Annotated in this window: 13 protein-coding genes (1 of these 13 cut by a window edge); 8 read left to right on the forward strand and 5 right to left on the reverse strand. The window is 72.0% G+C overall.

The window, feature by feature from the left end; translation table 11 throughout:
- Positions 1 to 132: 132 nt before the first annotated feature.
- Positions 133 to 999, reverse strand: coding sequence for a transglycosylase SLT domain-containing protein (locus STTU_RS26940; protein ID WP_043256459.1), 867 nt, complete (start codon positions 997 to 999; stop codon positions 133 to 135).
- A 453-nt stretch (positions 1,000 to 1,452) separates the two neighbouring features.
- Between STTU_RS26940 and STTU_RS26945 the strand changes: the two genes are divergently transcribed.
- The 4 genes from STTU_RS26945 to STTU_RS26960 all read left to right on the forward strand — a co-directional run bounded on the left by STTU_RS26945 (position 1,453) and on the right by STTU_RS26960 (position 4,230).
- The gene (locus tag STTU_RS26945) at positions 1,453 to 2,595 is read left to right on the forward strand and encodes a GAF domain-containing sensor histidine kinase (protein WP_043257789.1); all 1,143 of its coding nucleotides are present in this window, start codon (positions 1,453 to 1,455) and stop codon (positions 2,593 to 2,595) included.
- Positions 2,596 to 2,659: 64 nt separating this feature from the next.
- Positions 2,660 to 3,340 (forward strand): response regulator, encoded by a 681-nt coding sequence (locus STTU_RS26950; protein ID WP_007828730.1) that lies wholly within the window; start codon positions 2,660 to 2,662, stop codon positions 3,338 to 3,340.
- Between the two features lie 160 nt (positions 3,341 to 3,500).
- Positions 3,501 to 3,845 (forward strand): chaplin, encoded by a 345-nt coding sequence (locus STTU_RS36120; protein ID WP_007828731.1) that lies wholly within the window; start codon positions 3,501 to 3,503, stop codon positions 3,843 to 3,845.
- 145 nt (positions 3,846 to 3,990) lie between these two features.
- Positions 3,991 to 4,230: a chaplin gene (locus STTU_RS26960; protein ID WP_007828732.1), complete on the forward strand. Its 240-nt coding sequence runs from the start codon at positions 3,991 to 3,993 to the stop codon at positions 4,228 to 4,230.
- 111 nt (positions 4,231 to 4,341) lie between these two features.
- Here the strand turns inward: STTU_RS26960 and STTU_RS26965 are convergent, their stop codons facing one another.
- Positions 4,342 to 5,127 carry a hypothetical protein gene (locus tag STTU_RS26965; protein WP_078519052.1) on the reverse strand — a complete coding sequence of 262 codons (786 nt, stop codon included), beginning with the start codon at positions 5,125 to 5,127 and terminating at the stop codon, positions 4,342 to 4,344.
- Between the two features lie 137 nt (positions 5,128 to 5,264).
- On the opposite strand from STTU_RS26965, the gene STTU_RS26970 reads away from it, so the two are divergent.
- The 3 genes from STTU_RS26970 (at position 5,265) to STTU_RS26980 (ending at position 7,758) form a co-directional block, all read left to right on the forward strand.
- Positions 5,265 to 6,056, forward strand: a complete 792-nt coding sequence (locus STTU_RS26970; RefSeq protein ID WP_009063948.1) for an ABC transporter ATP-binding protein — start codon at positions 5,265 to 5,267, stop codon at positions 6,054 to 6,056.
- A 99-nt stretch (positions 6,057 to 6,155) separates the two neighbouring features.
- Positions 6,156 to 6,587, forward strand: a complete 432-nt coding sequence (locus STTU_RS26975) for an NfeD family protein (RefSeq protein WP_043256461.1) — start codon at positions 6,156 to 6,158, stop codon at positions 6,585 to 6,587.
- A 187-nt stretch (positions 6,588 to 6,774) separates the two neighbouring features.
- Positions 6,775 to 7,758, forward strand: coding sequence for an SPFH domain-containing protein (locus STTU_RS26980; protein WP_007828735.1), 984 nt, complete (start codon positions 6,775 to 6,777; stop codon positions 7,756 to 7,758).
- A gap of 83 nt (positions 7,759 to 7,841) precedes the next feature.
- Here the strand turns inward: STTU_RS26980 and STTU_RS26985 are convergent, their stop codons facing one another.
- The 3 genes from STTU_RS26985 to STTU_RS26995 form a co-directional block, all read right to left on the reverse strand.
- A complete protein-coding gene (locus tag STTU_RS26985) occupies positions 7,842 to 8,351 on the reverse strand; it encodes an HNH endonuclease (protein ID WP_009063944.1) in 510 nt (169 codons plus the stop codon).
- 163 nt (positions 8,352 to 8,514) lie between these two features.
- Positions 8,515 to 9,048, reverse strand: coding sequence for a YbhB/YbcL family Raf kinase inhibitor-like protein (locus STTU_RS26990; RefSeq protein WP_007828739.1), 534 nt, complete (start codon positions 9,046 to 9,048; stop codon positions 8,515 to 8,517).
- A 177-nt stretch (positions 9,049 to 9,225) separates the two neighbouring features.
- Complete coding sequence (locus tag STTU_RS26995) at positions 9,226 to 10,008, reverse strand: sporulation protein (protein ID WP_007828740.1); 783 nt, start codon at positions 10,006 to 10,008, stop codon at positions 9,226 to 9,228.
- A gap of 199 nt (positions 10,009 to 10,207) precedes the next feature.
- On the opposite strand from STTU_RS26995, the gene STTU_RS27000 reads away from it, so the two are divergent.
- Positions 10,208 to 10,697, forward strand: partial view of a DNA-3-methyladenine glycosylase gene (locus tag STTU_RS27000; RefSeq protein ID WP_043256463.1) — the 5' portion only. Its footprint extends 182 nt past the window's final position; 490 of the gene's 672 nt are visible here — the first part of the coding sequence; the start codon lies at positions 10,208 to 10,210; its stop codon lies off the right edge, out of view.

Here is a 10,697-nt window from a genome sequence, read left to right on the forward strand (position 1 = left end):
GGCTGGTCAATAGGGGGCCGTGGGCACGACCCCGTCTCTCCCGCTCAGCACTCCCCGTACGCCGGGTCGGCGCGTGGTGGAGTCTCTGCCGGGGCTCCGCCGGGCTCAGCCCGCGCGGTCTCGGGGGAATGCTCAGTAGGCCGAGTTGACGTTGTCCATCGAGCCGTAACGCTCGGCGGCGTAGTTGGCGGCGGCGGTGATGTTCGCGACCGGGTCGTAGATGTCGTTCGAGGTGCCCGCGACGTGCCAGTGCTCGAAGGTCGGCTGGATCACCTGGAGCAGACCCTTGGAGGGGATGCCGTTCTGGGCGTTGATGTCCCACAGGTTGATCGCGCGGGTGTTGCCGGAGGACTCGCGCATGATGTTGCGGTGCAGGCCCTCGTACGAGCCGGGGATGCCCTTCGCCTTCATGATGGCGAGCGACTCGCGGATCCAGCCGTCCAGGTTGTTCGGGTAGGTCTTGACGGCCTTGCGCTCGGCGTTGCGGCTCGCGGCCTGCTTCGTGGCGCGGTCCTTCGTGGCCTGCGCCTTCTTCTTCGTCTCGGCGGCCTTGGCCTCCTGCGCGGCCTTGATCTTCGCCTCGGCGGCCTTCGCCTGCTCGGAGGCACCGGCCTGCTGGTTGGTGATGCTGGCGTGCAGCTCCTTGGCCTGCGTGTTGCCGCCGGTCAGGCTGCTGTACGCGGCCGGCTCGGAGGCGGCGACGCTCTGCGAGGCGGAGCCGGAACCGCTCGTCGCGGGGATCGCGATGCCGCAGACGAGGACGGCGGCCGAGACGCTGCCTATGCCCGCGAGCTGGAGCTTCTGGGTGCGGCTCAGGTTGCCGCCGCGCAGTGCGGCCGGAACGGCGCCCGCGACCTTGGCCTGGGCGGTGCCGACCTGCTCGCCGAACTTGCTGGAGGAAACGCGCTGCTGGATCGAGCCGAGCTGGCTGGTGACCTGACGACGACCGTCGTTGATTCGCTTCTGGGCGTTGCGGATGCGAGTGGAGATGTCAGACATGGCAGATGTGACCTCTTCGTGTAAGCGGGGAGGTCGCTCTCGGCCCGGTGGGGGACGAATGGTTTTCCCGGCCTGGCGCCGGGTAGAGACCGACGTCGAGCGACGGGTGCCATTGTTAGCGGCCGCAAAAATCCGTGGCAAAGATGTGACGTACGATGCGGCTTAGTTATGAAGGGTCCGTTTTGGACCCTATGGGAGCGCAAAACCCCCGCTCGTATCGGACATACGGCATGTACTACGCAAGTTCGTACGTGACGCGCGCCCTATGCCCGTCCTCACAAGCCGCTCACCCGAATCTCACGAACGGTTGCTACCGCAAAGCAGAGGGTGTGCGAAGAGCGCCCCTCCCGGGACTCCGCCCCCCGCTTCCACCCCGAGACCTACGCCCGGCGGCGCTACCCGCCCGGCCGCAAGGCCGATGCCCGGCGCGAGGCGCCCGGCTACGGTGAGCCCATGCCCGCCACACCCACGGGCCTCCGCGCGGTCAGCTCCGCACTGCTCGCGATGAGCAGGCCGCTGGAGGTCCAGGACGTCCTGCACACGATCGTCGCCTCGGCCCGCGAACTCCTCGACGCCGAGTACGCGGCCCTCGGCGTCCCCGACGACCACGGCGGCTTCGCCCAGTTCGTCGTCGACGGCGTGAGCGAGGAGCAGTGGAAGGCCATCGGCCCCCTCCCGCGCCGCCACGGCATCCTCGCGGCCCTGCTGGAGGAGGGCCGCACCGAGCGCCTCGCCGACGTCCGCCGCGACCCCCGCTTCAAGCGCTGGCCCGCCGCCCACCCCGACATGAGCGACTTCATCGGCCTCCCGGTCCGCCACGGGGACGAGACCATCGCCGCCCTCTTCCTCGCCAACAAACGCTGCCCCCACCCCGAGAACACCTGCGGCTTCACCGAGGAGGACGAGGAACTCCTCGGGATGCTCGCCCAGCACGCCGCCATCGCCCTCACCAACGCCCGCCTCTACGAGCGCAGCCGCGAGCTGACCATCGCCGAGGAGCGCTCCCGCCTCGCCCACGAGCTGCACGACGCCGTGAGCCAGAAGCTCTTCTCGCTCCGCCTCACCGCCCAGGCCGCCACCGCGCTCGTCGACCGCGACCCGGCCCGCGCCAAGGAAGAGCTGCACCAGGTCGCGGCCCTCGCCGCCGAGGCCGCCGACGAGCTGCGCGCCGCGGTCGTCGAGCTGCGGCCCGCCGCGCTCGACGAGGACGGCCTCGTCGCGACCCTGCGCACCCAGATCCGCGTGCTCGACCGCGCCCACGCCGCGCGCGTCACCTTCCGGGGAGAAGGAGCACGGGCCCTGCCCGCCGCCCAGGAGGAGGCGCTGCTGCGCGTGGCCCAGGAGGCGCTGCACAACGCGCTCCGCCACTCCGGCGCCGCCCACGTCGACGTCGTCCTGCGCCGGGCGGGGCGCGGCGCCGTGCTCCGCGTCACGGACGACGGCTCCGGCTTCGACGCGCGAGGGGTGCGCCGGGCGGGGCGCCACCTCGGCCTCGTCTCCATGCGCGACCGCGCGGCGGGCGTCGGAGGCTCACTCACGGTGGACTCGGCGCCCGGCAAGGGCACCACGATCGAGATGGAGGTACCCGGTGGCTGATACAGGGGAGTGGGCGGCCCGTACGACGGGGCCGGGGCCCGCGCAGGCGGCCCGTACGGACACCGTGCCCGCGGAAGAGGGGAAGGCGGGCGCCGCGCCCGGCGGCCCCCGCCCGATCCGGGTGCTCATCGTCGACGACCACCAGGTCGTCCGCCGGGGCCTGCGCACCTTCCTGGAGATCCAGGACGACATCGAGGTGGTCGGCGAGGCCGCGGACGGCGACGAGGGCGTCGCGCGCGCGGGCGAGCTGCGCCCCGACGTGATCCTCATGGACGTGAAGATGCCCGGCACCGACGGCGTCGAGGCACTGCGCACCCTGCGGGCCCTCGGCAACGAGGTACGGGTCCTGATCGTGACGAGCTTCACCGAGCAGCGCACCGTGGTGCCCGCGCTGCGCGCCGGAGCGGCCGGCTACGTGTACAAGGACATCGACCCCGAGGCCCTCGCCGGGGCGATCCGCTCCGTGCACGCCGGGCACGTCCTCCTCCAGCCGGAGGTCGCGGGGATGCTCCTCGCCCAGGAGGAGCAGGCCCCGCAGCAGCCGCGCGGCGGCTCCCTCACGGAACGCGAGCGCGAGGTGCTCGGCCTCATCGCGGACGGCCGCTCCAACCGCGAGATCGCCCGCGCGCTCGTCCTCTCCGAGAAGACGGTGAAGACGCACGTATCGAACATCCTCATGAAACTCGACCTCGCCGACCGCACCCAGGCCGCCCTGTGGGCCGTACGGCACGGCTACAGCGACTGAAGCCCCTGGTGGCACGCGGTGTGCTCGGATGGTTGCACGAAAGGATGAGATTCATACCGACGGGTGCACCTCACCCGGACGGCGGAACGTACGGGGCGGACGCGCGTTCTCCAGTGCACCCCGGGGCGATGGGCCCCTGGGTACTCAGGAGGACGAGAAAGTGATCAACTTCAAGAAGGCCGCGACCGTGACCCTGGTGGCCGGGGGGCTGCTCGCCGCGGGTACCGGTATGGCCTCCGCCACCGACTGCCCGCCCGCCCACGGCGGACACGGCGGCCACCACGCCCCGGGCCACGGCGGTCACCACGGCGGCGGCCACAACGGCGGCGGCTCGCACGCCGGCGGCGGCTCCCACGCGAACGGTGTCGCGACCCGCTCCCCGGGCATCCTCTCCGGCAACCTCGTGCAGGTCCCGGTGAACATCCCGGTCAATGTGAGCGGCAACACGATCAACGTGATCGGTCTCCTCAACCCCGCCTTCGGCAACAGCGCCGTCAACCGCTGACGCCTCCGCCGCCGTTCTTCACCCGAACGGTGGTGAAAGCGCCCAACCGGGCGCTGTCCCGTGACCCCACGCGCCCCCGGCGCGTTTCCCAGCGTGCGGCCCCCAGCCAGGGGCCGTGAAACGCATCTGTGGAGGAGTAACACCCATGAGCATCGCCAAGAAGGCCGTCCTGACCATCGCCGCCGCCGGCTTCGCCGCCGCCGTCCCGGCGGGCGCCGCCTTCGCCGACGCCGGTGCCGAGGGCGCCGCCATCGGTTCCCCCGGCGTCGCCTCCGGCAACCTGGTCCAGGTCCCCGTGCACGTGCCGGTCAACCTTTCCGGCAACAGCATCAACGTGATCGGCCTGCTGAACCCGGCCTTCGGCAACGCCGCGGTCAACAGCTGACCCGAGCAACACCCCACGGGGCCCGGCACGCCACCCAGGCGCGCCGGGCCCCGTCCCGTTCCCCGGGGGGCACCGCCGAACGCCGCCCCGCCCCCGTACCGCCTCAGGACGTCACCGCTCCCGCTCCTCCACCATCCCGTTGTACGCCGCCACGAGCGCCCGCCGGGCCGTCCGCTCCACGGGCCGCAGGGCCTCCGCCCGCGCCGCCATCTCCCCGGCGCTCACCGCGGCCCCGTGCCCGCTCTCGTACGCGAGCGACACCAGCACCCCGATCCGCCGCCCCAGCTCCACGACCCGCACGGCCCGCGGCGGATACCCCGGCGCGAGGACCTCGGCCGCCCCGGCCCCGTGCACCCGCGCCCGGTACGCCTCGATCGCCGCCTCGGCCACCGGGCCCGAGGCCGCCAGATCGAGCCGCGAGAGCACCGCCGTCGCCTCCCGCATCGCCTCCGCCAGCTCCCGCTCCGCCTCGCCCAGCGAGGGCACGTCCGCGGGCGGCGCCTCGCGCACCGGCAGACAGCGCCACTCCACCTCCACGTGCACATCGCCCGCGGGCCCCGCCTCGAAGACCTCCGGCACGAGCCCGTACGGAACCCCCACCGCCACCACGGCCTCCTCCGCGTCCAGCGCCGCGGCATTGAACTCCGGCGGACCCGAGAGCCCGAGCGGATGCCCGGGAGCCGGCAGCGCGAGCCGCAGCCCGCGCGCGCCGAGCGCCCGCAACCGCCCGAGCGCCAGCGTCAGCCCGACCGGGCCCGGCTCGCCCGGCAGCCCGGTGACCCGGTGCACGGCGTCCTCGCCGACGATCGCGCTCGCGGCATCATCCGGCGGGACAAGACCGGCGAAAAGTGCATTCCCCCAAGCGGTCAGCCGCCCGGAACGTGGTTCAACGCGCATCCCCCCAGCCTAAGGACAGGACAGGCCACGGCTTCCCCCGGCCGGTGGCGTAGGTTTTCTCCAGGGGACATCCCTGGGGGGCGGCGTCCGACGACGCCGGCGACAAGCCGCGAGAGACAATGGGAGACACGGCGCTCATGAGCGATGTACTGGAACTGGTGGACGTATCGGTGGTCCGCGAGGGCCGGGCTCTGATCGACCAGGTCTCCTGGTCCGTGAAGGAGGGGGAGCGCTGGGTCATCCTCGGCCCCAACGGCGCCGGCAAGACCACCCTCCTCAACGTGGCCTCCAGCTACCTCTTCCCCACCACCGGCACCGTCAGCATCCTCGGCGACCGCCTCGGCCGCGTCGACGTCTTCGAGCTGCGCCCCCGCATCGGCGTCGCCGGAGTCGGCATGGCCGAGAAGCTGCCCCGCCGCCAGACCGTCCTCCAGACCGTCCTCACCGCCGCCTACGGCATGACGGCGACGTGGCAGGAGTCGTACGAGGACATCGACGAGCAGCGCGCCCGCGCCTTCCTCGACCGCCTCGGCATGACCGAGTACCTCGACCGCCGCTTCGGCACTCTCTCCGAGGGAGAGCGCAAGCGCACGCTCATCGCCCGCGCCCTCATGACGGACCCCGAACTGCTCCTCCTCGACGAGCCCGCCGCCGGTCTCGACCTCGGGGGCCGCGAGGACCTCGTCCGCCGCCTCGGCCGCCTCGCACGCGACCCGATCGCCCCCTCGATGATCATGGTGACCCACCACGTCGAGGAGATCGCCCCCGGCTTCACGCACGTCCTCATGATCCGCCAGGGCAAGGTGCTCGCCGCGGGCCCGCTCGAACTCGAACTCACCTCGCGCAACCTCTCCCGCTGCTTCGGCCTCCCGCTCGTCGTCGAGCAGCAAGGCGAACGCTGGACCGCCCGCGGCCTCCCCCTGGGCTGAGGCCGACGGAGGCCCCGCACCGCGCCCAGGCGGGAATCGCCCCCGTACGCCCTCAACGCCCCCTGTCCGCAGGGGGCGTCGCGCGCCTACCATGCCCCTGTGGACATCGACGCGTGGGTGTGGTGGCTGATCGGCGCGGTGGCACTGGGGATTCCCCTCGTGGTGACCGCCATGCCGGAGTTCGGCATGTTCGCGGCGGGCGCCGTCGCGGGCGCGATCGCCGCCGCGGTCGGCGGCGGCATCGTGATCCAGGTACTGGTCTTCGTCCTCGTCTCCGTCGCGGGTATCGCCGTCGTACGCCCCCTCGCCGCCCGGCAGCGCGCCCAGCGCCCCCATCTCGCCAGCGGCATCGACGCCCTCAAGGGCCGTCAGGCCGTCGTCGTCGCACGCGTCGACGCGAGCGGCGAGGGCCGCGTCAAGCTCGCGGGCGAGATCTGGTCGGCCCGCTCCCTCGACGCCGAGCAGACCTTCGAGCCCGGCCAGTCCGTCGACGTCGTCGACATCGACGGCGCCACGGCGGTGGTCATGTGAGCACCCCCCGCCCGCCGGTACGGGACCGTCCGCCACGATCAGGCCGAATCCCGGCCCTTTACCGCCCCGCAGCCCCTGGCCCGCGCGAAACGGTCCCCGGGGCCGCGACGTTCTGACAGACTCACCGTCAAGATCCACCGCACGCAGGCTTGTCAGCCACCACGGCACGAAGGGCACGGGCTACACGATGGCACCGATCATCATCGTCCTCATCATCCTGGTGGTGCTCGTCTTCATCGCCCTGATCAAGACGATCCAGGTGATCCCCCAGGCGAGCGCCGCCATCGTGGAGCGCTTCGGCCGCTACACCCGCACCCTCAACGCGGGCCTCAACATCGTCGTCCCCTTCATCGACACCATCCGCAACCGCATCGACCTGCGCGAACAGGTCGTCCCCTTCCCGCCCCAGCCGGTGATCACCCAGGACAACCTCGTCGTCAACATCGACACGGTCATCTACTACCAGGTCACCGACGCCCGCGCCGCGACGTACGAGGTCGCCAGCTACATCCAGGCGATCGAACAGCTCACCGTCACGACGCTCCGCAACATCATCGGCGGCATGGACCTGGAACGGACCCTCACCTCGCGCGAGGAGATCAACGCGGCCCTGCGCGGCGTACTCGACGAGGCCACCGGCAAATGGGGCATCCGCGTCAACCGCGTCGAACTGAAGGCGATCGAGCCGCCCACCTCCATCCAGGACTCGATGGAGAAGCAGATGCGCGCCGACCGCGACAAGCGCGCCGCGATCCTCCAGGCCGAAGGTGTCCGGCAGTCCGAGATCCTGCGCGCCGAGGGCGAGAAGCAGTCCGCGATCCTGCGGGCCGAGGGTGAGGCCAAGGCCGCCGCACTGCGCGCCGAGGGCGAGGCCCAGGCGATCCGTACCGTCTTCGAGTCGATCCACGCGGGCGACCCCGACCAGAAGCTCCTCTCGTACCAGTACCTCCAGATGCTCCCGAAGATCGCCGAGGGCGACGCCAACAAGCTGTGGATCGTGCCCAGCGAGATCGGCGACGCCCTCAAGGGCCTGAGCGGCGCGGTCGGCAACTTCGGCGGCCTCGGCAACCTCGGCGGAGGCGGGGGCGGCAGCGACGCCAAGGCGGCGCCCACCACGCCCGGCACCGGCGGCAAGCCCTTCCCGCGCGAACAGCGCCCGCCCATCGACTGAGCCCCCGCACGACAACGGGGGCGGCCCCCTCCCGGATCACCGTCCGGCAGGGGACCGCCCCCGTTCCGTACGAGGCAGCCTCCTCAGGCCACCACCCCGTGCCCCAGCCACGCCGGGAGACCCAGCAAGTCGTCCTGCCCCAGCGCGAGAAGCATCGCGTCCGCGGGGGTCGGCTCGAACGGCTGCCGCAGCAAGGGCATCCCGGCCTGCTCGGGCGTCCGGTCCGCCTTGCGGTGGTTGTCCTCCGCGCAGGAGGCCACCGTGTTCAGCCAGGAGTCCGCCCCGCCGCGGGACTTGGGCACCACGTGGTCCACCGTCGTCGCCCGCCGCCCGCAGTACGCGCACCGGTGCCGGTCCCGCACCAGAACACCCCGCCGCGACCACGGCGCTTGTCTTCGGAACGGCACCCGTACGTACCGGCAGAGCCTGATCACCTGCGGCACCGGCAGATCCAGCGTCGCGGCCCGCATCCGCAGCCCCGGGTGCGCGCGCTCGACGACGGCCTTGTCGGTGAGCACCAGCACCACCGCGCGATGCAAGGTCACCGTCGACAGCGGCTCGAAGCTCGCGTTGAGCACCAGCGTGTCCCGCATCTCGCCCACCTCCCCGCTCACCGGCCGCCCCCTGGCGGTCGGGATCAACTCTGGCCGGGCACAACGAGATGGACAACGCAATAAAAAGTGCCCTCCCCTGATCAATTCCATGACCGGGGGAGGGCAAACACCCGAGGCGGACCCCGGTGCGCGCGACGGCTCGTCAGCTCGCCGGGATCTCGTACGTACCGATGAGCTGCGCGCGGCCCACGGTGTGGAAGTGGAGGTTGAAGCCGACGACCGCGGGCGTCGCCGAGGCGTCGGGGCCGAGCTTCTCCTGATCCACCGCGTGCACCGTGAAGACGTAGCGGTGCGCCGGGTCGCCCGGGGGCGGCGCCGCTCCGCCGAAGTCCTCGCTGCCGTAGTCGTTGCGCGCCTGCACGGCACCCGCGGGCAGCCCCGCGAAGGAACCCGTACCCGCCCCCGTAGGCAGCTCGGTGACCGTCGCGGGGATGTCGAAGACCACCCAGTGCCAGAAACCGCTGCCGGTCGGCGCGTCCGGGTCGTAACACGTCACCGCGTAGCTCTTCGTGCCCTCCGGCGCCCCCTCCCAACGCAGGTGCGGCGAGGTGTTCCCGCCGTCCTGCGCCTGCGCCTCGCCGAGCGGCGCGCCCTCGGACACGTCGTCGCTCACCACGGTGAAGGCGGGCACCTGCGGCAACAGCTCGTAGGGGAGCGGTGGCCTCTTCTCACTCACGTCGCGAATCCTCCAGTACGGGACAGGACAGGGGCCGCGGGCGGGAACAACGGCCCACGGCGCGGGTGGCCAGCCTAGATCCGCCGGCCACCCACGGCGGGTACCCCGCCGCACCCGCCCCGGAACCAGCGGCCGCCCGAACCAGGTGCGGCGCCCGCCCGGGAGAACCGGCGGCCGTCAGAACCAGCTGCGGCGGCTGCCGACCTCGGAGATCCACTGGTGCAGGTACGCGTCCCAGTCGGTGTTGCCGAAGTCGTGCAGGCCGACGCGGAAGGCGCGGAAGGAGTCGCTGCCCTCCGTGAAGAGCCCGTCCTTCTTGTCCATCTCCAGGACGACGTCCATCTCACGGTCGTCCGCGACGAAGCTCAGCTCGACCTGGTTGAGACCGCGGTACTGCTGCGGCGGGTAGAACTCGATCTCCTGGTAGAAGGGGAGCCGCTGCCGCGTCCCGCGGATCGAGCCGCGCTCCAGGTCCGCGGTCTTGAACCGGAAGCCGAGCCGCCCGAAGGCGTCGAGGATCGCCTCCTGCGCCGGGAGCGGGTGCACGGTGACCGGGTCGAGGTCGCTGGAGTCCACCGCGCGCGCGATCTGGAGTTCGGTGGTCACGCCGACGTTCATCCCGCGCAGGTGCTGCCCCGCGAAGGTCGTGATCGGCGTCTCCCAGGGGATTTCCAGGCCGAAGGGCACGACGTGCGTCGCCCCTTCGTGCAGCAGGAAGGCCCCGCCGAGGCTCACCCGGTGGAACTCGATGTTCTGCTTGTACTCCTGGTCGCCGCTCTCCACCTCGACCCGCGCCTGGAGCCCGACCGACAGCCCCTCGATCTGCTGGTCCACGGCACCGCCCTGGATACGGACCTCGCCCTGCACCACACCGCCGGGCACCACGTTCTCCTCGAACAGCACCGTCTCGACCTCGGCCCCGCCCGAACCGAGACTCGCCAGCAGCTTCCTGAACCCCATGTGTCCGCCTCTTCCCTCGTTGACTTTCCGTGGAGACGCGCCCGTGCCTCCGCACGGGCGCCCTGCGTCCGGTACAGGTGGTGCGCCGCAGGACTCGCTCATACGAACGCGCCTTCGGCCCTCCCGGTTCCAGCGCCCGCGAACCGGCCCTCCCGTACCCTCGGGGCCCATGCCTTCAGTACCTGTACCCCCGGAGGACATGATCGCGGCCCATGACCGTACGCCTCTGCCCCGCTCCTTCTTCGACCGCCCGGTCCTGGAGGCGGCCCCCGCCCTCCTGGGGCGGCTCCTCGTCCGTGAACTCCCCGAGGGACGCGTCGTCCTGCGCCTCACCGAGGTCGAGGCGTACGCGGGCGAGGCGGACCCCGGCTCGCACGCCTACCGCGGCCGGACCGCGCGCAACGCCGTCATGTACGGACCTCCGGGGCACGCCTACGTCTACTTCACGTACGGCATGTGGCACTGCCTGAACGTCGTCTGCGGTCCCGAGGGGCTCGCCTCCGGAATCCTGCTGCGCGCCGGCGAGGTCGTCGAGGGCGCCGACATCGCCCGGCTGCGCCGCCCCACGGCCCGCCGCGACCACGAACTCGCCAAGGGCCCGGCCCGGTTGGCGACGGCCCTCGGCGTCGACCGCGCTCTGGACGGTACGGATCTGTGCGGCCCCGAGGGCGAACCGCTCCGCCTCCTCG

Source organism: Streptomyces sp. Tu6071, assembly GCF_000213055.1.
In the GTDB taxonomy this organism is placed as follows: domain Bacteria; phylum Actinomycetota; class Actinomycetes; order Streptomycetales; family Streptomycetaceae; genus Streptomyces; species Streptomyces evansiae.

Bases quoted from the DNA above. Each gene is read 5' to 3' on its own strand.
- STTU_RS26970 (WP_009063948.1), top strand. From the start codon at position 5,265: ATGAGCGATGTACTGGAACTGGTGGACGTATCGGTGGTCCGCGAGGGC.
- STTU_RS26985 (WP_009063944.1), bottom strand. From the start codon at position 8,351: ATGCGGGACACGCTGGTGCTCAACGCGAGCTTCGAGCCGCTGTCGACG.
- STTU_RS26980 (WP_007828735.1), top strand. From the start codon at position 6,775: ATGGCACCGATCATCATCGTCCTCATCATCCTGGTGGTGCTCGTCTTC.
- STTU_RS26960 (WP_007828732.1), top strand. From the start codon at position 3,991: ATGAGCATCGCCAAGAAGGCCGTCCTGACCATCGCCGCCGCCGGCTTC.
- STTU_RS26995 (WP_007828740.1), bottom strand. From the start codon at position 10,008: ATGGGGTTCAGGAAGCTGCTGGCGAGTCTCGGTTCGGGCGGGGCCGAG.
- STTU_RS26940 (WP_043256459.1), bottom strand. From the start codon at position 999: ATGTCTGACATCTCCACTCGCATCCGCAACGCCCAGAAGCGAATCAAC.
- STTU_RS26965 (WP_078519052.1), bottom strand. From the start codon at position 5,127: ATGCGCGTTGAACCACGTTCCGGGCGGCTGACCGCTTGGGGGAATGCA.
- STTU_RS26945 (WP_043257789.1), top strand. From the start codon at position 1,453: ATGCCCGCCACACCCACGGGCCTCCGCGCGGTCAGCTCCGCACTGCTC.